This window comes from Streptomyces sp. NBC_00091, assembly GCF_026343185.1.
In the GTDB taxonomy this organism is placed as follows: Bacteria; Actinomycetota; Actinomycetes; order Streptomycetales; family Streptomycetaceae; genus Streptomyces.
The window spans coordinates 294,024-313,694 of the sequence record NZ_JAPEMA010000002.1 but is presented as its reverse complement, the minus strand read 5'-3'; the positions used below and the strand labels follow the sequence as shown (position 1 = coordinate 313,694).

Here is a 19,671-nt window from a genome sequence, read left to right as displayed (position 1 = left end):
CGGAATACGATGCTTCGCCCGGCCGGAACGTGCGGTCCGCCCGGGAGCCGCCCCGCCCGGACCCTCGCCGCGCCCCCGCCGCGCCGGTGGCCTGCGGAGTCTTCCGCCCGGGCGACCGGCCCCGGCGCACGGGCCGGCGTACGGCATCCGCCCGGCTCATGCCGCACGGGCATGTCTCGCGGCCGAGCCAGCATGGACGGGCCCCGGCGCTCGGACAGTTGTTCATCCACCGGCCCTTACAGGTACATGCTCGCGCCGTTACCGTCCGCTCATGACCCCCACACTCGCGCAACTTCGCTACCTCGTCGCCGTCGCCGACTGCCGGTCCATCACCGGCGCCGCCGCCTCGGTGTTCGTCGCGCAGTCGGCCCTGTCCCGCGCGGTCCAGGCCATGGAACGCGACCTGGGCGTCGAACTCCTGGCACGCCGGGGAAGGGGGGTGGACCTCACGCCGGAGGGGGCCCGGGTCGTCCGGCTGGCCCGTACCGTGCTCAACGCGGTGGAGGCCATCGACGACATCGGCACCCCGCACGGCAAGGACTCCCGGGCGGCGTTCACCCTCGTCACCACACCCACCCTCGCGCTCGACCTGGCCACCGACCTGATCGCCGGCTTCACCGAACGCCACCCCGGCGTGGACGTCCGCCTCCGGCAGCACGACAGCCGCGAGGCCCTCGTCGAGGAACTCACCCAGGGACGGGCCGAACTCGCGCTGGTCGACCTGCCCGTCGACAAGGAGCTGTCCACGCACTTCATCCAGGAGCGCGAGGTGGTGCTGATCTCACCGATCGGCACCCGGCTGCCCCACCCCGTCCCGCTGCGCATGCTCGACGGTCTCCCCATGGTGCTGCCCACCCCCGGGACCGGCCGCCGCACCGAGATGGAGGCCATGTTCAGCTCCATGGGCGTGCGCCCCGTGCCCTCCCTGGAGGTCGACGAACGCCTCGCCTGGGTGACGGGAGTGACGGACGGCCGCGGTTCCCTCATCTGGTACCGGGACGTGGTGTCGAGGGCCTTCGGCAGCAGGGCGGAGATCCGTTCCTTCACCCCGCCCCTGCTGCGGCCGGTGGGCATCGCGCACGCCCGGCGGCCGCTGAGCCGCGCCGCACGGGCCTTCATCGCGCACGCCGGGCACAAGGCGCCGGTACGGGAGCCGGTGCGCTGAACCCGTACGCCGCGTCCGCGCGCTGGGCCGGTGCGCGGGGCCGGTGCGCTGGGCCGGACATGCCGGGGCGGCATTGAACGATGCTCGAACGGGCGGTGTCCGGGGCTGGTGTTGCCCGCCGAGGCCGCCTCCCATGGTCCGCATGCCCCGACTCCTGACACCTCCACGGGCCGCCGCCCTCGCGACCGCGGCCCTCGCCACGCTCCTGCCCGCGGTGGCCTGGATGGCGGACGCCACCGCCTCCCCGGCGCCCGCCACCGCCTCCCCGGCACCCGGCGCCCGGACCGTCGCCCTGGCCCCCGAGAAGAAGTGCACCCTGCCCGGAGGCATGACGGAGATCAGCGGACTCGCGATGAGCCGCAGACACCCCGGCGTCTTCTACGCCGTCAACGACAGCGGCAACACCAACCAGGTCTTCGCGATCGACTGCACCGGCGCCGCCGGCGTGCTCAAGGCCACGCTCACCGTCTCCGGCGTCGGCAACACCGACTGGGAGGGCCTGGCGATCGGCAAGGACGCCTCGGGCGGCCCGGCCGTCCTGGTCGGCGACATCGGGGACAACTTCAGCGGCCGCGCGGAGATCACCGTGCACAGCTTCGCCGAGCCCGAGCAGCTCGTGAACGCCACGGTGACCCCGGTGACGTACCGCTTCGCCTACGCGGACGGCAAGCACGACGCGGAGTCCCTGCTCGCCGACCCGGTCAGCGGCCGGATCTTCGTGGCCAGCAAGCTGATCGGAGCCGCGGGCCAGCTGTACCAGGCCCCGCTCCCGCCGGTGACCGGTCAGGTCAACACCCTCACCGCGGTCCGGCCCGCCCCCGTCTTCGCCACCGACGGGGCGTTCTCCCCGACGGGTGCCTCCTACACACTGCGCAGCGGAGGGCCGCTGGGGGCCAACACGGCCTCCGTGTACGACACCGCGGGGGTCAAGCTCGCCGACGTCGCCCTGCCCGCCCAGTCGCAGGGCGAGACGGTGACGTACGCCGACTGCGCGCACCTGCTCGTCGGCTCGGAGAACGACACCCAGATCTGGCAGGTCCCCCTACCCCCGGAAGCCACCCCGGCCTGCGGCACCACCCCGACCCCGACGCCCACGCCGACGCCCACCCCCACCCCCACCCCTACCCCCACCCCCGGCGACCTGAGGCTCACCAACCCCGGGCCGCAGACCTGCAAGTTCAACCAGTCCTGCACCATCCAGCTCACCACCACCGGCGGTAAGCAGCCCGTCCGCTTCGCCGTCACCGGCCTGCCCTGGGGCCTGACCCTCGACAGCGCCTCCGGCCGTATCACCGGCAAGCCCTGGAGCAGCGGCACGGTGCAGGTCACCGCCACCGCGACCGACACCGCCGGAGCCACCGCGGGCACCGCCTTCGCCCTGACCGTCAACTGGTTCTGAGGGGGCCCGTACGCCCCCGGCTCACCGGGCCGCCGACGTGCCGTATAGTTGATCTCGAGCTCGCGGCCGTGAATCACGACGGCGGGCCCGGCGTTGGTGGTCCAAGGAAAGACACCCCACTTCCCGTGGGGGAATGCAGGTGCAAGGCCTGCCCAGCGCTCGATCGAAGGCCCCGGCCTCCTCACGGAGACCGGGGCCTTCCGCGTCCTACGCGGTCTGGAGCACGGAGAGGACGTTGCCGGCCGGGTCCGTGAACCAGGCGATCGGCGGCCCCTCATGGCGGAAGACGCCCTTGTCGTCCTGCTCGAACTCCGGGTACCGCTCGAAGCGGACACCGCGCCGGGTCAGCTCCTCGACGGCCGTGTCGATGTCCTCGACCGGGAAGTTGAGCAGGGTGAAGCCGGCTGGTGTGTGGTTCTCCTTGGGGTAGACGAGGATCTCGGTGCCGCCGGCGATGTGGAGGGTGAGCATCCCGTGCTCCTCGGTGACCCGCAGGCCGAGGGTCCGGCCGTAGAACTCCCGCGCCCGCTCGAGGTCGTCCACGGCGAACCCGCTGAATGCCTTGGTGTCGCTGAACACGTGCCGTCCTTTCCCGTGCCGCCCGGTGTCAGGGCGCTACGAGTGTCGGCCGGCGCAGCCCCGGATGCCCGCCGCGAACCGGCTCGGCGGCCGGAATACCCCCGATGGGAGCAGGCTCACGACCCGGCAGGGCGGACGGCGAGGCCGAGGGTGACGGTGTAGTGCTCCCAGAGCAGGCCTTCGGGGAAGAGGGCGGTCAGGTGTGCGCGCTCGGCGGCGAGGAACTCGTCCGTGCCCGGTTCGCCGACGAGGAACAGCGAATGCGTGGACAGCTTGGCGAGGTGGACGTCCACGGGGACCCGGCGCGACCAGCGCAGCGGACGGGTGGTGAAGCGCAGGCCGTACTGCGACCGGGCCCCTTCGTTGATGTACCAGCCCGGGCCGAAGCGCTTCTCGATACGGGCCTGCTGGGCGGCGATCCAGTCCACCCCGGTGTCCGGATCGTTGGACCAGACGGCCAGCGCGCCCCCGGGCCGCAGGACGCGCAGGGCCTCGGGAGCGGACCGGGCGGGGTCCGTCCAGTGCCAGGACTGGGCGTAGGTGAGCAGGTCGGTGCCCGCCGTGGCCAGCGGCAGCCGGTTGCCGTCGCCGCGGACCACCGCGACGCCCGGGTTGCGGCGGCGGAATTCCGCGGCCATGCCGTCGCCGGGTTCCACCGCCACGACCCGGGCGCCGCGCGCGTGCAGGAGGGCGCTCGCGATCCCCGTCCCCGCGCCGACATCGGCGACCCGGGCCCCGGCCAGCGGGAAGCCGGCCATCTCCTCGACGGCGTCGAAGAGCGCGGCCGGATAGGAGGGCCGGTGGTCGGCGTACCGCGCGGCCGCGGAACTGAACGAACGAGCACGGGATCCGGTCGTCATACCGTCCATGATGAACGGCCGGTCAAGACCGCGAGCCGCGGTCAGTCGACCTGGAGCTCGCCCATCCGGCTCCAGCCGGTGGCGCCCTCGATGGTGGTGCTGACGATGTCGGGCGTACGGGCGACCAGGGGACGCATGGTCTCCAGCGCGGTCCGGAAGTGCTCGGAGGTCACGTGCGCCTCCGCGGCGCCGTCCTGGAACGCCTCGACCAGGACGTAGCTGTCCGGCTCCTCGAGGCTGCGGGACCACTCGAACCACAGGTTGCCGGGCTCGGCGCGGGTGGCGCGGGTGAACTCCGCGACCATCTCGGGCCACTGGTCGACGTATTCGGGCTTGACGGAGAATTTCACCACAATGAAGATCATTCGAGCATTGTAGGCACCGTCAGCCCGAGGTCAGGACGTCGAGAGTCGAGAGCGGCGGGGTCAGCGGGATTCCTGGAGGTAGGCGGAGATCAGGGCGAGGTCGTTGGCGATGGCCACGACGCCGGCGATGTCGGCGCTCGGGGTGGCCGCGCCGGTGACGCCTGCGTAGAAGGGGTCGAAGCGGCCGCCGCCCTTGTCGAGGTAGCCGGCGATGGTGATGGCGCCGACGGCGAGCCGGTCGTTGAGGGCGTCGCCTCCGACGGCCGCGCCGGTCTTGGCGAACACCTTCCCGCGCGCCGGGCAGCCGCGGCAGTTCTCGGCCAGCAGACCGTCGACACCGAGGATGGGCAGGGCCTCCCGGAACCGCCGCGCGTCCGGGGTGCCCTGCCAGTACGCCAGCATCTGCACCAGCGCCTGGGGCGTGGCCCGGTCGGCGGGGTTCCCGCCCCGGCCGTCCATGAGCTGCACCTGTTCGCGGTCGACGCCCACCCGGTCCAGGAACCCGGCGAGCACCGGGAAGCCGTCGGCGCACTGGTGGCTGCCGGCGCTGACGGCCAGCAGGCAGATGTCCAGGTTGGCGCCCAGGTTGTGGCTGACCTTGAGGATGAGCTTGGCGTACTGCTCGTACGGGCGCGAGGTGTACGCGGCCACGCGCGGCCGGCCGGCGTAGTCGCGCGGCAGCCGGGCGACCGGGTTGGGGCCCGTCGCGACGGCGGTGACCTTCACCCCGGCCCGGTCGAGGGCCTCGATCAGCGCGGTCCGGCCGAAGGCGGCCGGGTCCGTGATGGGGGAGGTGCGCAGCAGCGGCTTGGCGTCCGCGGCGATCGTGCCGGACAGCCGGATGCGGGTGCCGCCCCCGGCGGCCGTCACCGTGATGTCCGTCGGCTTCCCGGCCGCGACGGTCTTCACCGTGGACGTGACCTCGTACGGCGCGACCTTCGGCCGCCAGTCCAGCCGGGCGTTCGCGCCCGCCCGGTCCCCGGGCGTGGTCAGCAGGTCGATGAGGTTGTCGTTGACGATGAGCGGGGTCGGGGCGGGCACGAGCTCCGGGTCGGGGGCGAAGAGCCGGCTGTCCACGACCACGTCGCCGTCGACGCGGGTGATGCCGGAGCCGCGCACCTGGCGGGCGAGCTCGTCGATCCCGGCCAGGGGGTTCTCCGGGGTGAGGGTGGCCCCCGGGAAGTCGTTGGCGTAGGTGTGGTCGAGGTCGGTGTACGCGACCGTGCCGTCGGGGCGGGTCCGGCCGCCGAGGGTGAGGTCGCCCTGGGCGACGAGGGCGAGGTCGCCGGTCAGCGTGGATCCGCTGCGCTGCCCGACCGCGTGGACGGGGGTCACGAAGCGGTGGTCCGCGCCCAGGGTCTGCCAGGTGCCGGAGACGGGGAACAGCTTCGCGGTGGATCCCGGTATGAAGAACTGCCCGGGGAACAGGCTGTGCAGCACCCGGCCGTTGGCCGGTTCGGTCTGGAGGAGCCCCCACTGGGCATGGCGGTACTCGGGCTTGCGCATGATCTCCCCGATGCGCGGGTCGAGCGCGCCCGGATCACCCGCCCCCGACGGCCACGGCGCCGGGGAGGGGGACGGCGAGGGGGCCGCGCGGGCACCCGTACCGGAGGCGAGCACCACCAACAGCAGGGCGGCGCAGCAGGCGGCCATGCGGCGCCGCAGCGCCCCGGGGAGGATCGGATTTCCCACGGCGCGCTCCGTTCATCGCGGCTGCCTTCTGCCGAGGACCCGAGACCTGTTCAACAGGGTGCCACGGCCCGATACGGCCCGCATGTCACCCGTTCGCCGAGGACCGCGTACCTGGGCGTGCGGCCGCCTTGTGGCCGGGGGCGCGTCTGACTACAGTCGTGTTACACGTGTAACAAGACGGTAGTCAGACGAGTGCATCCGCCGCGCGAAAGGGCCGCAATGACGCAATCGCCCCCGGCCGGGCTCGACATGAGCTGGCCGCCCCCTCCCTTCCGGGCTCCCGTGCCGCCCGTGGTGGCGGAGAACGGCGTACGCCGCTTCGACGGGGTCACCTACGCGACCCGGCCCGGCTACCGGCCGCGGCTGCTGGACGTCCGGGTACCCGCCGCGGAGGGGCCGCTCCCGGCCGTGGTCTGGATCCACGGCGGCGGCTGGCTGGAGGGCGACCGGCGCTACCCGCCGCCGACCGTCCCCGCCGAGCTGCTGCACGGCACGGTGCTGGAGGCCGGGCTGGCCCTGGTCTCCATCGACTACCGGCACAGCCTCGAGGCCCCGTTCCCGGCGCAGCTGCACGACGTGAAGGCCGCGATCCGCTACGTCCGCAGGTTCGCCGGCGTCTTCGGCATCGACCCGGACCGGATCGCCGTCTGGGGCGAGTCCGCCGGCGGCCACCTGGCCGCACTCGCCGGGCTGACCGGTCCGCACAGCCCCGGTGCCACCGCCCTGGAGGGCACCGAAGGCGTCGGCGAGGGCGATACCTCGGTACGGGCCGTCGTCGACTGGTACGGGGTCTCCGACCTGGTCTCGCTGCGCGGGCACCCCCTGCCGCCGATGCCGCCGGGGGTGGAGTTCCCCGACCCGTACGACGCGCTGCTGGGCGGCACGGAGGCGGAGCGGCCGGCGCTGGCCCGCGCGGCGAGCCCGGTGACGTACGCCGTCGACGGCGCGAGCGCGCCGCCGTTCCTGCTGGTCCACGGCACGCGGGACGGGGTGGTCCCGTACAGCCAGAGCGAGGCGCTCGACACGGCGCTGCGGGCGGCCGGGGGCGAGTGCCTGCTGGAGCCGGTGGAGGGCGCCGACCACATCTTCCTGGGCGCCCCGGACGTCACCCCGCTGGTCACCGGCAGCGTCGCCTTCCTCACCCGCCACCTGGGCGGCTGAGGCACGGCTGACGGTGCCGGCGGGGGGCCCGCCGGCGTCAGGAGGACTGCCGGTGCACCAGCACCGGCTCGATGCCGCGGACCAGCGGGGCAGTGCCCGCCCCGATCAGCGCGTGCAGGGCGTCCGCGACGGCGGCGGCGCCGGGCAGCTCCAGGGCGACGCTGGTCAGCGCGGGCTGCTGCAGCGCCGACAGCACCAGGTCGTCACAGCCCACGACGGCCACCTCGTCCGGTACGGAGATCCCCTCGGCCATCAGCGCGTGCATCAGCAGGGCGGCGTACTCGTCGTTGTAGGCGAAGACGGCGTCCAGGCCGAGACCCCTCCACCGGCGGGCCAGCGCCGTGGCGGACTCTCGGGTGTACGCGAGCCCGACCGGCGTGACGGTGACCGGATGCCGCGCGGCGACCCGCTCCGCGCCGGCCAGCCGGGGGCCGGCGAGCGCGTCGAGGCCGCGCTCCTGGGGCAGGACCACGCCGATCCTGGTCCGGCCCCGGGCGATGAGGTGCTCGGCGGCGATGGCGCCGACGGCGGCGTGGTCGAAGGCGATGGTGTGGAACCCGGCCACCGGGCGGGAGGCGAAGGCGAGCAACCCGCGCACTCCGGCCCGTCGCAGCACCTCGGCCGTCCGGTCCGTGAACCGGTCGCCGTCGAGGGCGAGGACCGCGGCCGGCCGCAACTCGGCCCAGGCGCGGGCCGCTTCCAGCGGATCGGCGAACCGGCCGGCGTGCATGACGGCGGTGTACCCGTGCCGCTCGAGCTCGCCGAGCAGATCGTCCACCCACTCGCTCACCAGGCGGCCGACGGCCGACACGGAGGCGGGCATCAGCACCAGGTTGCTGCGTCCCGCGCGCAGGGAACGGGCGGCGGCGTTCGGCACGTAGCCGAGCTGCGCGGCGGCGGCCCGCACCCGGGCCCGGGTGCTCTCGCTGACCCGGTGGCCCTGGGTGTCGTTGAGCACGAAGGAAACGGTGGCGCGCGACACCCCGGCCAGGCGGGCGACGTCGGCGCTGGTGGCCGACGCGGGGGCCGGTGCTTCCTCGGCCATGACCTGCTGCGTCGCTCTCTGTAGCCCGGTGCCTGCCATTCTGCCGAGGTTACACGAGTTGGCAATGGGGCGGGCGATCAGCCAGGGATGAGAGCGTCCCACTGCTCCCGGGTCGGGCCGTCGGGCTGGGGCGAGAAGTCCGGGCGGGCGGCCAGCCAGGCGGTGACATGGCGGTCCACTTCATCGGTGCCGTAGGCCTCGCCGGCCGGGAGCAGGAGATGGCGTACCTGGGCTCGGGCCCTCATGACGACGGGATCGTCGAACGCGCAGGCGCCCAGGGCGGCGGCCCGCCGGTCCGAGGGCGGTGAACCCTCGGCGAGGCGCTGCTCGTTGGCACGGTCGGCCGTCACCTGCGCGTCGAACCACGGGCGGAGGGTCCGCGTCGTCCAGGTGTGGTAGCCGACGGGGTCCGCGGCGATCTGCTCGACATGGGTGGCGAGGTGCTGGGCGGCGAGCAGGCCGAGGGCCACGCCGTGGCCCAGGGTGGGATTGGTGTGGATGAGGCTGTCCCCGGCGTTGACCAGGCCGGTGACGACGGGTCCGTCATCGTCGGTGAGGGAGGTCCAGCGGTTGTCCAGGCCGGCCATCGCCAGGACGGCCGACTGCGGTTCGGGGGCCAGGTCGAGCCAGGCGGCGGTGGCGGGGAAGCGGCGGGCGGCCGCCTCGAACACGGCGGGGTCGGTGAGCGCGCCGCGGGTCGGATCGGCGGTGGAGACCACCAGGTGCAACGCGAAGGTGTCGTTGTCGGAAGGGAAGACGCCGGCGAGCGCGAACGGTGACCCCGAGCCGGTCTTCACCCGCCCGGGGTCACGCGGGCCGTCGGCGCGCAGGCGGTACCAGCGGCACAGGTACGCGATCCCGGCGCGGTGGCTGTCGACCACGGGCGGGCGGCAGCCGGCCGCGATCAGCCAGGCGGGGACCGGCGAGCGGCGCCCGGACGCGTCGACGACGAGGTCCGCCTGGTGGGTTTCCCCGTCCACCCGCACGCCGGTGACCCGGGCGGGGCGGCCCTCCCCGATGGTGAGGCCGCGCACCCGGCAGCCCTGCCGCACATCGACGGTGCGTTCCCGCCGCACGGCCGCGGCCAAGGCGGCCTCGAGCACGATGCGGCGGGTGCGCAGGGTCACCAGGTCCTCATCGCCGGCCCGGTGCGGGGGATGCTCGCCGAACCAGTCGAAGTCGTGGTACTCCCGGGCCCCGCGTGCCAGCAGGTCCGCGTAGACGTCGGGGGTTTCGTCGAGCAGCACGGTGCGCACGGGTGCGAGGAACGAGTGGGGCTGGACGGCCTGCGGGACACGGGGCCTGTTCCAGTGGAAGAAGTCCCGGTCCGGGTCCTCTCCGGCCTGCCGCGCCTCCTGCTCGAACAACGTGACCGTGTGGCCCCGTCGGCCGAGCATGAGGGCCGTTCCCAGCCCGCTGATACCGCCACCGATGATCGCAACTCGCGCCACTGAGGCTCCTCTTCGCGTCGTGTTGCGGGATGAGCGTACTACTCGGCGATCTTCGGCCGAGGGCCGGGGCGCTGTCCGGCCGGCTGGCCGCTCGGTTGACATGGAGTGCACTCCAACACCTAGCGTCCTGGGCGGATGAGTTCCGACATCAGGAGGCAGCAGCATGACCGACGTTCCCGCCCGGCTCCTGGGCAGCCTGGAGGTTTCCGCACAGGGCCTCGGATGCATGGGCATGAGCCACGCCTACGGCGCCGCGGACGACACGCAGTCGATCGCGACCCTGCACCGCGCCCTCGACCTGGGGGTGACCCTCCTGGACACCGCCGACTTCTACGGCGCCGGGCACAACGAGGAGCTGATCGGGCGGGCCGTCGCGGGGCGCCGCGACGAGGTGGTGCTGGCCACGAAGTTCGGCTTCGCCAACCGGCTGGGGGAGTCCGTCCGGATCCGCGGCGACGCCGCCTACGTGCGCCAGGCCTGCGAGGCGTCGCTGCGCCGGCTCGGGGTCGACCACATCGACCTCTACTATCAGCACCGGGTCGACCCTGACGTCCCGATCGAGGAGACCGTCGGCGCCATGGCCGAACTGGTGCGGGCCGGGAAGGTCCGCCACCTCGGCCTGTCCGAGGCCGGCGCCGCCACCATCCGGCGGGCGCACGCGGTGCACCCGATCGCCGCGCTGCAGAGCGAGTGGTCGCTGTGGACCCGCGACCTGGAGGCGGAGATCGCCCCGGTCTGCCGCGAACTCGGCATCGGCCTGGTCCCGTTCTCCCCACTCGGGCGCGGCTTCCTGACGGGCCGGTACGGCTCGGTCGAGGGGATGGCCGAGACCGACATCCGGCGCACCCAGCCGCGCTTCGCCGACGGCAACCTCGAACGGAACCTGGCGATCGTCACGAAGCTGAACGAGCTGGCCGCGGCGAAGGGGGTCACCGCCGGCCAGCTGGCCCTGGCCTGGATCCAGCACCGCGGCGACGACGTGGCGCCGATCCCCGGCACCCGGCGTCAGCGCTATCTGGAGGAGAACCTCGGGGCCCTGGCCCTCGAGCTGTCCCCGGAGGACCTCGCCGCCATCGAGGCCACCGCCCCGCCCGGGCAGGTCGCGGGCACCCGCTACGACGCGACCAGCATGACCTTCGTCAACAACTGACCGCCCTGCGGGGCGAGCGGACCGGCGGGCGTCGCGAAGGAGCCGTCAGGCCTTCCGCGTGATGCCCAAGGCCCGGACGAGATCGCCGAGTTCCTCGCGGAAGAGCTTGTCCGGGATGGCGAGTGCCACGGCGGCGGGCGGGAGCTCGGGGAACGCCGGGCGGACCTTGTCGAGGAGCGCGGGGTCGAAGTCGGACCACCGGAAGTCGCTGTCGGCGTAGAGGGGTTCGGTGTACGGCCAGGCGGCGGCCAGAGTCGTCCGGATTCCGGATCGGCGCCGACCAGCCGGTCCTCGACGCCGACGGGCGCAGCCGCATCTCCATGGAGGACGCCGCCGTCGCGCTCGTGGACGAGGCGGAGCCGCCGCGCTTCGTCGAGCGCCGCTTCACGATCGGCTACTGAAGGGGCCGCTGCCGCGCCGGCCCCGGCCTCCGGTGCGGGAGCCGGCCCTGGAAGAATGCGGCGGCATGACCGTACGCCCTTGCGACGACCTGCCCGCCCGCCCGCACCGCGCGGCGGCCCTGGCCGGCCACGAAGCGGTCGCGCGCGGGCTGACGTACGTCTTCGGCCGGGCGGCCTGCCCGGACTGCGCAGGCGAGTTCGCGGTATCGGAGCAGATCGAGCCGGGCTACTGATGAGCGACGCCCTCGCGGGACTCGACGCCGTCGAGTGGACGGCGCTGAGCCACGCCTACGGGCCGGCCGGGGACGTACCCGGCATGCTGGCGGACCTGTACCGGCCGGAGAAGGCCGCCGACGCGGCCGACGACCTGTTCATGGCCGTCCACCACCAGGGCGGCGCGGTGTGCTCCGCGGCTCCGGCCGCCCTCCCGTACGTGCTCGGGGCCGCGGCCGCTCCCGGCGTCGACCCGGCCGTCCGACTCGAACTCCTCGAGCTCGTCGGCGCCCTGGCCCACACGGCACACACCGCGCAGCCCCGCTATGTCACCCCGGCCTGGCCCGCCGCCTGGGACCTCGCGGTGACGGAGCTGCTGCCGCTGCTGGAGGACCCTGCGGCCGAGATCCGCACCGCCGTCGCGGACGCCCTCGCCGAGGCACGCCACCGGGCGGACGAGGTGATCACTGCGCTGCGGGCGCGCTGGGCCGAGGAGACAGAGCCGCAGCCGCAGCGCCAACTCGCCAATTCCGTCGGCTCGTTGATCCCCCACGCCGACGAACACCGCGACAGCTCCCTCGACTGGCTTCGACGGCTCATGGACGGCGCCGCCGAGCCCTCCCTGCGCCTCGCCGCCGTCAAGGCCCTGCGCGACGCGCTGCCGGGCCACGACGACCCCGCGTACGCGCGCACCGTGTCCGAAGTGCTGTCCGGCAGTGAACCGGCCACCTGGCAGCCCGGCGGCGCCGCGGTGAAGCCGACGGTCGTCTGGGGCATCGGCCTGCTCGCAGACGACCGGACGGCCCGGGCGGAGGCGACCGGGAGACTGCTCGCGCACCCGGACCCCGCCGTACGCGCGGGCGCGCTCCAGGTGGCGGCAGAGGAACTGAGCCGCCGGCGCTCCGCGGTCCCCGAGCTGCTCCCCGCCGTGGCCCGCCTGCTGACCGATCCCGAGCCCGACAACAGGCTCTTCGCCGCCCGGGTACTCGGCATGTGCGGGCACGCCGCCCACCCCTGGGCCGACGCGCTGGCAGCCATGGTCACGGACGAGGGCGAGCCGTACCCGCCCGCCCAGAGCCACGCCGTCTGGGCGCTGTCCCGGCTCGGCGACGCGCGGTGCGTACCGCCGCTGGTGCGCCGGCTGTCCGGGGAGCGGCTCGGGCTCGCGTACAACTCCACCCACGCCAGCGGCTGGTGGACGTACGAGCTGAGCCTGACCGAGGTCGCGGAGGGGCTCGGCGCCCACGCCGACGCCCTGCTGCCGGTGGTGCGGGCCCGGCTCACGGCCGCGTCGTCCCCCGACGAACGCCGCGAGCTCTGCCAGCTCCTGGAGGCGTGGGGCGCGCCGGCGGCCCCCGCGATCCCGGAACTGCTCGGCCTCCTCGACACCGACGCCGCCGTGTGGGCGCTCGACGCCCTCGCCGCGATCGGGCCGGCCGCGGCAGGGGCCGCACCCCGGGAACGGCTGCGCGCCCTGCTCGACGCCCCGCCCGAGGGGCAGCCGTTCGCGCCCCGCCGGCTGGCGCTCGCGTACGGGCGGCTGACGGGCGACCGGGAGCCCGCGCTCGCACTGCTGCTCCCGCTCCTGGGCGAGCCGTACGGCCAGGACAACCCCGCCGCCCTGTTGGGGGAACTGGGGCCGGCGGCCGAGCCGTACCTCCCGCGACTGCGCGAACTCCTCACCCTGCACACGGAGGGCTGGCTGCCGCTGCGCGTCGGCGAGGCGATGTGGCGGATCACCGGAGCGGCCGACGAGGTCGTCCCCGTGCTCGTCCGGGCGATCGCGCCCTTCGCCGAACGGGGCGGGGCCTACCGGGCGGTCACCGAGACGGTGGCGTTCCTGGCCGAGATCGGCCCGCCGGCCGCCTGCGCCGCGCCCGTACTGAAGGCGTTCCTCGACGCCGACGAGCGGCCCGTCCCGCACGGCGGCTGGCGCTCGGTCCCGGAGGACGACGCCCTGCGCGCCGCCGCACACGCCGCCCTGCGCGCAACCGCGGGCCCACCCCCGCCGCCCCGCTGACGGACCGAGGGGCGGCTTACGCGCGACGCCACTCGCCGAGCGTGGCGTAGTCGGCGCCCGTGAGCCCCCGGCTGGCGTCGACGCGGTGCAGCAGGGCTCGTCCTCGGTGGTGGGCGGACACCCAGGCCCGGTCGGTTCCGGTGATCTCGTCATCGACCCAGATGAACGGACGTCCGGCGGCCCACCCGACGAGGGTCCGGGTCTTCCAGTGCAGGCCGCGCCGCTCGTCGCGTTCGTCGATGGCGGACGGCTCCGGCCATGTCACCACGGGAAGCAGCGGAAGGCCGATGCGCGGGCTGATCCACTCGTTGGCATCGGCCGTCCAGGTCGTGGCCCAGACGAGGTCGCACGACAGCAGCGCCAACCGGGCCCCGTGCCCGGGGTCGAGCCTGGCCAGCAGCGGATGGGCGTCGTCCCCGGCCGGCGCGGCACTGGTCCGATACGTCGGGTACGGCTCCGCCGAGCCGAAGGGGATGAGCGGACCGTCGACGTCGAGGAAGAGCAGCGGGCGCTGGGCAGGACCGGCCATGACCCCACGCTACCCCGTCGCCGGCGGGCCGATCCGGCTCTCCGTGTGTTGCCGCGGGGTCAGGAGGTCGCGGCGCCGGTACGCCGGCCGGTCAGCACCAGGCTGCCGTCCGGGGTGCGTCGCGCGCGTTCGCCGGTGCGGAAGTAGCCGTCGCCGGTGAAGGAGCGTGCGTTGTGGTCGGGGGCGCGGTAGTAGCCCCGCGGGGTGTACGGACCGCGGGCGAGGAGTTCGCCGGGCTCCCCGTCGGGCACGTCCTTGCCGTCGGCGTCGACGATGCGGATCTGGTCGTCGGGTGAGAGCGGGCGGCCCTGCGTGGTGAGGACGGTCTCGTCCGGATCGTCGGGCCGGGTGAGGGTGACCGGCCCCTCGGCCGTGCCGAAGACCTGCTGGAGGCGGCAGTCCAGTGCGGGGCCCATCCGTTCGGCGGTCGCCCGGGGCAGGGGCGCGCCGCCGACCTGCACGAGACGCAGACTGCCGAGGTCGGTCCGGACCGTGGGAAGTACGTCGAGCCACAGCTCGGCGACGGCGGGCGCCACCGACGTGATGGTGACCCGCTCCCGGCCGATGACCTCAAGGCATTCGGCGGGTCCCGGGTTCTCGGCCAGGACGACCGTGCCGCCGACGGAGAGGGTGCCGATGATGCCGGGGCAGCCCAAGGCGAAGTTGGACTCGGCGGGCAGCGCGGCGAGATACACGTCGTTCTCGGTGAGCGCCACCAGCTCGGCGGCGGCCCGCGCCTGGTAGGCGTAGTCGTTGTGGGTACGCGGAACGAGCTTCGGCTCCGGGCTGGTGTCGCCGGAGAGCAGGAAGAACGCCACCTGGTCGGCGCTCTGCGACAGCGCCGGCTCGGGCGCGGCGTCGATGGAGCCCAGCGGGCTGTACTGGCAGCCCGACGGGTCGGTCGTCAGACCGCCGTACGGGGACGCGGCGCCGGGCGCTTCGAGCGTGAACACCCGCCGCAGGAAAGGCCATCGGGCCGCGATGTCCGCGGCCATCGCGGCGGGGTCGAAGTCCTCGTCCGCCGAGGGAGCGACGTAGCCGACGGCCTGGGTGAGCCGCACCAGGTGGGACAACTCGGGCGCGCGGTACGAGACCGGGCAGAGCACCGGCACCGTGCCGGCCCGCATCAGCGCGAACACGGTGATGACGAACTCGGGAACGTTCGGCAGCTGGACGACGACCCGCTGCCCGGGCCGCAGGCCGCGCAGCCGGAACCCGGCCGCCATGCGGTCCACACGCCGGTTCATCGCCGCGTACGTGATGCGGGTGTCGCCGTGCACGAGCGCGGTCCGCGGCCCGTACTGCAGGGCCCAGCCGCGCAGCAGGTTGTCCAGCGTATTGCCACGCCAGTGCCCGGCCGCCCAGTAGCGGTCGACGAACTCCTCGGGCCAGGGCGTGCAGCCGTTCAGCATGGATGTCATGCGCTTCCTTCTGTCCCGGGGGCGACCCTGCCGTCTTGATCTTGGTATCCAATCCGTCGACATCCCTGGGCACAATGTGCTTTCCCGACCATGGACGCCGAATTCCCTCAGCAGAAAGACCAATGAGCGCCGCTGACCAGGGGAAATGGCCGACCGTTCGTGATCTGCCCGTGCCGCCCGGCCGATTGACGGGTACGCCTTCGGCGGCGAGCACCGAGGAGAGCGCGAGGCACTGCGCCGTGCGCGCCCGAACAAGACGGCCGTCCTGAGCCCATGGCTCGCCCGATGCCGGGGCCGCCGTCGCCCGCGCAGACCGAGGCCTGGTCCAGGAAGTCGAGCTTCGCCCCCGGCCACCGTCCAGGTGTCCTGACCCCCGCGCGGCCGCCGGCCGCCCTCACCCTGCGGCGGCGCCGAACCACTTCGGCAGGTGGCCGAGCAGATCCTGCTGGTCCTCACCGGCCCACGCCACGTGGCCGTCCGGCCGCAGCAGTACCGCGGGCACGTCCAGTTCCTCGCTGACGTCGACGACGTGGTCGACCCGGTCCGCCCAGCCCTCCACCGACAGGCGGCCGGTCTGGTCGAGCAGCAGCCCGCGGCCGGCGTGCATCAGCCCGTAGAGGCGACCGCGCTTCAGCGCGACGTCCCGCAGCCGCCGGCCGAGCAGTTCGTGGCCCTCGCCGAAGTCGTCACGGACCCCGACCGCGGTGATCATCTCGGTCAGGTACCGGTTCACCTCCTCGAAGTCCATCAGCTTCGAGAACAGCTCGCGCAGCGCGGCCGCCCCCGGATCCGTCCCCAGCAGGGCGATCTGCGCCCGGGTGTTGTCCAGCACGGCAGCGCCCACCGGGTGCCGTACCGAGTGGTAGCTGTCCAGCAGTCCCTCCGGCGCCCACCCGGCCACCTCGGCGGCCGGCTTCCACCCGAGGTTGAACGCGTCCTGCACGCCGAGGTTGAGCCCCTGCCCGCCGGTCGGCGGGTGGATGTGCGCCGCGTCGCCGGCCAGCAGCACCCGGCCGGTCCGCTAGCGCTCGGCCTGCCGGGTGGCGTCGCCGAACCGGGACAGCCAGCGCGGCGAGTGCACGCCGAAGTCGGTGCCCGCGACCGCCCGCAGCTGCTGCTTGAACTCCTCGAGCGTCGGCGCCGTCCTACGGTCCTCGGCCACGCCATCGGCGGGCACGACGACCCGGTACGTCCCGTCGCCGTTGGGGATGGTGCCGAACCGCAGCTGGGTCCTGCGGACCTCCGCGACGACGGCGGCGACCGTCTCCGGATCCTCGGTCATCTCCATGTCACCCAGCAGCGTCTCGACCTTGGCCGGTTCGCCGGGGAAAGCGACGCCGAGGAGCCCCCGCACCGTACTGCGGCCGCCGTCGCACCCGACGAGGTAGCGCGAGCGCAGCCGCGTCCCGTCCGCCAGCTCGACGCTCACCCCGTCCTCGTCCTGGCCGAGCCCGACCACCTCGCAGCCGCGCCGGACCTCGGCACCGAGCTCGAGGGCGCGCTCGTGGAGCAGCCGCTCGGTGACCGGTTCTCTCGCCCGGACCGCCGTCGTCTCGCCTAGACCTCCGCGACGGCGTGCAGGGGGCCGAGAGCGGCGGCCCGGCGGGCGGGCAGGGCGGCCGCGGCGGCGCCGACGGCGAGGGACAGGCCCACGACCAGGGCCAGGGTCCCCCAGGGCAGGGTGAACGCGTACTGGGGGATGGCTCCGTTGGCCAGTCCGCTGACCTTCCACGCCCCGAACAGACCGCCGGCCAGACCGAGCAGGGTGCCGTAGGCGGCGACCGTGAGGGATTCGAGGCGGATCATGCGGCGGACGCCGGTGCGGTCCATGCCGATGGCGCGCAGGACGCCGATCTCGCGGGTCCGTTCGGCGACCGACATGGCGAGCGTGTTGACCATGCCGAGCGCGGAGATGATCACGCCGATGGCGAGCAGCCCGAAGATCATGGTGATCAGGTCGCCGGCGACGCCGGCCTGCTCCCGCACGAGCTGGGCGCGGCTCTGCACCTTCAGCAGCGGGCTGTTGTCGACGGCGCCGCGCAGCTGCTTCTCCAGGTTCCCCGAGCCGGCGCCGTGGCCGGCGGCCACGAGGACGCGCTGGACGGAGTCGCGCAGGTAGCCGTGCCGCTGGACGTCGCCGCGGTCGGCGAGGACGTCCTGGGCGGTGGGGTTGTCCTGGTAGACCCCGACGACGGTGTAGGGCAGGTCGCGGTCTGCCTGCCCGGGGCCGATGCTCGCGCTGATCCGTCCACCGGTGCCGATCCGGTTCTCGCGGGCGAAGCTGCTGGAGACGGCGATCCGGCCCGGTCCGATGTCCTTGGCGGAGCCGCTGGTGAAGCGGAGCTTCATGACGTCCCCCACGGTCTTCGGGTCGACGCCCGAAACTCCCCTGACGAAGGAGCCCGTGGAGAGGGTGGAGTCCGCGACGGCGGAGGCGGTCGAGACACCGGGGACGGCGGCGACGCGCTGGACGGCGCCCGAGTCGACGGCGGTGGTGGCGTTGCGGGTGCTGATGACGTAGTCGGCGCTCAGGCCGGCGGCCGCCTGGGAGTCCAGGGCCCGGCTGGAGGAGTGGTCGATGACGGCGAGCCCGGTCACCAGCGCGGTACTGATCATCAGGGCGACGGCGGTGGCGGCCGTACGGCGCGGGTCGCGCAGGGCGTTGTCCTTCGCGAGGTCGCCCACGACACCGAGACGGGCGGTGAGCCGGCCGAGGAGACGGATCACCGGACCCGCCAGCAGCGGCGCCAGCACGATCAGACCCGTCACGAGGATGCCGGACCCGAACATCGCGGTCCGCAGGTTCCCGTCCGAGGCGTCCTTCGCATCGCTCAAGGAGATCAGCAGACCGGCGCCGAGGAGGAGCACGGCCGCGCCGACCGCGCCCCGGATCCGCGACAGCGTCGCGGAGGACGGCTGCTCGGCGCTGCGCATCGCCTCGACGGGAGCGATCCTGGCCGCGCGCCGGGAGGGCAGCCAGGCGGCGAGGACGGTGACGCCGACGCCGACCAGGAGGGAGGCCAGGACCGGGGCGGGGCCGATCACCAGCGGCCCGCGGGGCAGCAGGTCGTCCCCGGTGCCGAGCAGGGCGGGCAGCGCGGTGGCCACACCCAGCCCCAGGCCGAAACCGGTCACGGAGGCCAGGAGGCCGACCAGGGCCGCCTCGGCGAGCACGGAGCGCACCACCTGGCGGCGGGTGGCGCCGATCGCGCGGAGCAGTGCGATCTCCCGGGTCCGTCGCGTGATGAGCATGGTGAAGGTGTTGATGATGAGGAACGAGCCGATGAAGAGCGACACCACGGCGAAGATCAGGGGGAGCCGGGAGTAGCTGCTGGTCTTGGTGTCGATGAAGACGGACTGCTGGTTCGCCTTGGCCGTCGCGGTGGTGGCCTCGGCACGGTCGGCCGGCAGCAGCGCCCCGATGCGCCGGGCGAGTTCGAACTGGTCGGTGCCGGGCGCGGCGGACACGTCGATCCCGGTGTAGTGGCCGGGGGTGGCGAAGAGCTTCTGGGCGGTGGCCTTGTCGAAGACCGCCAGGGTGCCGCCGGAGGTGACCCGGGTGTCGTCCGTCGAGACGATGCCCACCAGCCGCATCCGCAGGACGGGGCCGTCGGTGGCCAGGGTGACGGTGTCGCCCAGGGAGTACGAGCCGGCCGTGGCGGCGCCGCGGTCCAGGGCCACCTCGCCGCCGCCCAGCGGGGCGCGGCCGGCGGTCAGCGGGTAGCGGCCGTCCTTGCCGTCGGGGCCCGGGACGTAGGCGGCGGCCAGCTTGCCCATCGCGTTTCCGGCGCGCATCGGCGAGCCGTCCTTGGCGGCCAGGGTGGCCGAGCCGTCGACGGTCGGACGGGCCGCGCCGACGCCCGGCACGGCGGCCAGCCTGGCCACGAGCGCGTCGTCGAGGACGCCGTCACGCTCGTCGGCGGCGGCGCCCACCGGGTACTTCGGGTCCACGGTGACCGCGATGCCGGCGTAGTTCCTCGACATGGAGGCGCGGTAGGCGGCGGTGGTGGAGTCGGCGAAGACGAGGGACCCGGAGATGAAGGCGACCCCGAGGCAGACCGCGAGGACGGTCATGATCAGGCGGGCCTTGTGGGCGAGGACGTTGCGCAGGGCTGTTCGCAGCATGGTGGGCTTTCGGAAGGCTTCGGCAGCGGGAAGGAACAGGGCGGAGCGGGGCGTGGTGGGGCGGAGCGGGGCGTGGTGGGGCGTGGTCGGGCGGG

Annotated in this window: 15 protein-coding genes and 2 pseudogenes; 7 read left to right on the top strand and 10 right to left on the bottom strand. The window is 74.0% G+C overall.

The window, feature by feature from the left end:
• Positions 1-271 precede the first annotated feature (271 nt).
• Together OOK34_RS29220 and OOK34_RS29215 are read left to right on the top strand one after the other, a co-directional pair.
• Positions 272-1,165 (top strand): LysR family transcriptional regulator, encoded by an 894-nt coding sequence (locus OOK34_RS29220; protein ID WP_267037160.1) that lies wholly within the window; start codon positions 272-274, stop codon positions 1,163-1,165.
• Positions 1,166-1,307: 142 nt separating this feature from the next.
• On the top strand, positions 1,308-2,564 hold the full coding sequence (locus OOK34_RS29215; protein ID WP_267037159.1) for a putative Ig domain-containing protein: 1,257 nt from the start codon (positions 1,308-1,310) through the stop codon (positions 2,562-2,564).
• Positions 2,565-2,771: 207 nt separating this feature from the next.
• Here the strand turns inward: OOK34_RS29215 and OOK34_RS29210 are convergent, their stop codons facing one another.
• The 4 genes from OOK34_RS29210 to dacB form a co-directional block, all read right to left on the bottom strand.
• Positions 2,772-3,143: a VOC family protein gene (locus OOK34_RS29210; protein ID WP_267037158.1), complete on the bottom strand. Its 372-nt coding sequence runs from the start codon at positions 3,141-3,143 to the stop codon at positions 2,772-2,774.
• 116 nt (positions 3,144-3,259) lie between these two features.
• Positions 3,260-4,003, bottom strand: coding sequence for a class I SAM-dependent methyltransferase (locus tag OOK34_RS29205; protein WP_267037157.1), 744 nt, complete (start codon positions 4,001-4,003; stop codon positions 3,260-3,262).
• Between the two features lie 41 nt (positions 4,004-4,044).
• Complete coding sequence (locus tag OOK34_RS29200) at positions 4,045-4,368, bottom strand: putative quinol monooxygenase (protein WP_267037156.1); 324 nt, start codon at positions 4,366-4,368, stop codon at positions 4,045-4,047.
• Positions 4,369-4,428: 60 nt separating this feature from the next.
• A complete protein-coding gene (gene dacB / locus OOK34_RS29195) occupies positions 4,429-6,060 on the bottom strand; it encodes a D-alanyl-D-alanine carboxypeptidase/D-alanyl-D-alanine-endopeptidase (protein ID WP_267037155.1) in 1,632 nt (543 codons plus the stop codon).
• 219 nt (positions 6,061-6,279) lie between these two features.
• Here dacB and OOK34_RS29190 point away from each other — a divergent pair, with 219 nt between their 5' ends.
• Positions 6,280-7,221, top strand: a complete 942-nt coding sequence (locus tag OOK34_RS29190; protein ID WP_267037154.1) for an alpha/beta hydrolase — start codon at positions 6,280-6,282, stop codon at positions 7,219-7,221.
• A gap of 37 nt (positions 7,222-7,258) precedes the next feature.
• On the opposite strand, the gene OOK34_RS29185 is transcribed toward OOK34_RS29190, so the two are convergent.
• Positions 7,259-8,305: a LacI family DNA-binding transcriptional regulator gene (locus OOK34_RS29185; protein ID WP_267037153.1), complete on the bottom strand. Its 1,047-nt coding sequence runs from the start codon at positions 8,303-8,305 to the stop codon at positions 7,259-7,261.
• A gap of 38 nt (positions 8,306-8,343) precedes the next feature.
• Positions 8,344-9,717 carry an FAD-dependent oxidoreductase gene (locus tag OOK34_RS29180; protein WP_267037152.1) on the bottom strand — a complete coding sequence of 458 codons (1,374 nt, stop codon included), beginning with the start codon at positions 9,715-9,717 and terminating at the stop codon, positions 8,344-8,346.
• A gap of 163 nt (positions 9,718-9,880) precedes the next feature.
• Between OOK34_RS29180 and OOK34_RS29175 the strand changes: the two genes are divergently transcribed.
• The 4 genes and pseudogenes from OOK34_RS29175 (at position 9,881) to OOK34_RS29160 (ending at position 13,501) form a co-directional block, all read left to right on the top strand.
• Positions 9,881-10,867 (top strand): aldo/keto reductase, encoded by a 987-nt coding sequence (locus tag OOK34_RS29175; RefSeq protein ID WP_267037151.1) that lies wholly within the window; start codon positions 9,881-9,883, stop codon positions 10,865-10,867.
• A gap of 263 nt (positions 10,868-11,130) precedes the next feature.
• Positions 11,131-11,268, top strand: a pseudogene (locus OOK34_RS29170) (epimerase); the annotation flags it as partial.
• A gap of 65 nt (positions 11,269-11,333) precedes the next feature.
• A complete protein-coding gene (locus tag OOK34_RS29165) occupies positions 11,334-11,501 on the top strand; it encodes a hypothetical protein (protein WP_267037150.1) in 168 nt (55 codons plus the stop codon).
• Complete coding sequence (locus tag OOK34_RS29160) at positions 11,501-13,501, top strand: HEAT repeat domain-containing protein (protein WP_267037149.1); 2,001 nt, start codon at positions 11,501-11,503, stop codon at positions 13,499-13,501. The genes OOK34_RS29165 and OOK34_RS29160 overlap by 1 nt, the downstream gene beginning before the upstream one ends.
• Positions 13,502-13,517: 16 nt before the next feature.
• Here the strand turns inward: OOK34_RS29160 and OOK34_RS29155 are convergent, their stop codons facing one another.
• From OOK34_RS29155 to OOK34_RS29140, 4 genes and pseudogenes are all read right to left on the bottom strand, one after another.
• Positions 13,518-14,030: an HAD domain-containing protein gene (locus OOK34_RS29155; RefSeq protein WP_267037148.1), complete on the bottom strand. Its 513-nt coding sequence runs from the start codon at positions 14,028-14,030 to the stop codon at positions 13,518-13,520.
• 59 nt (positions 14,031-14,089) lie between these two features.
• The gene (locus tag OOK34_RS29150; RefSeq protein ID WP_267037147.1) at positions 14,090-15,451 is read right to left on the bottom strand and encodes a (2,3-dihydroxybenzoyl)adenylate synthase; all 1,362 of its coding nucleotides are present in this window, start codon (positions 15,449-15,451) and stop codon (positions 14,090-14,092) included.
• 394 nt (positions 15,452-15,845) lie between these two features.
• Positions 15,846-16,982, bottom strand: a pseudogene (locus OOK34_RS29145) (FAD-dependent monooxygenase); the annotation flags it as partial.
• A gap of 26 nt (positions 16,983-17,008) precedes the next feature.
• Positions 17,009-19,576: an ABC transporter permease gene (locus tag OOK34_RS29140; RefSeq protein ID WP_267037146.1), complete on the bottom strand. Its 2,568-nt coding sequence runs from the start codon at positions 19,574-19,576 to the stop codon at positions 17,009-17,011.
• Between the last annotated feature and the right edge of the window lie 95 nt (positions 19,577-19,671).

Coding starts and splice junctions, on each gene's coding strand:
- OOK34_RS29190 (WP_267037154.1), top strand. CDS start 6,280: ATGACGCAATCGCCCCCGGCCGGGCTCGACATGAGCTGGCCGCCCCCT.
- OOK34_RS29155 (WP_267037148.1), bottom strand. CDS start 14,030: ATGGCCGGTCCTGCCCAGCGCCCGCTGCTCTTCCTCGACGTCGACGGT.
- OOK34_RS29165 (WP_267037150.1), top strand. CDS start 11,334: ATGACCGTACGCCCTTGCGACGACCTGCCCGCCCGCCCGCACCGCGCG.
- OOK34_RS29160 (WP_267037149.1), top strand. CDS start 11,501: ATGAGCGACGCCCTCGCGGGACTCGACGCCGTCGAGTGGACGGCGCTG.
- OOK34_RS29150 (WP_267037147.1), bottom strand. CDS start 15,451: ATGACATCCATGCTGAACGGCTGCACGCCCTGGCCCGAGGAGTTCGTC.
- OOK34_RS29215 (WP_267037159.1), top strand. CDS start 1,308: ATGCCCCGACTCCTGACACCTCCACGGGCCGCCGCCCTCGCGACCGCG.
- OOK34_RS29200 (WP_267037156.1), bottom strand. CDS start 4,368: ATGATCTTCATTGTGGTGAAATTCTCCGTCAAGCCCGAATACGTCGAC.
- OOK34_RS29175 (WP_267037151.1), top strand. CDS start 9,881: ATGACCGACGTTCCCGCCCGGCTCCTGGGCAGCCTGGAGGTTTCCGCA.
- OOK34_RS29220 (WP_267037160.1), top strand. CDS start 272: ATGACCCCCACACTCGCGCAACTTCGCTACCTCGTCGCCGTCGCCGAC.
- OOK34_RS29140 (WP_267037146.1), bottom strand. CDS start 19,576: ATGCTGCGAACAGCCCTGCGCAACGTCCTCGCCCACAAGGCCCGCCTG.
- OOK34_RS29185 (WP_267037153.1), bottom strand. CDS start 8,305: ATGGCAGGCACCGGGCTACAGAGAGCGACGCAGCAGGTCATGGCCGAG.
- OOK34_RS29205 (WP_267037157.1), bottom strand. CDS start 4,003: ATGACGACCGGATCCCGTGCTCGTTCGTTCAGTTCCGCGGCCGCGCGG.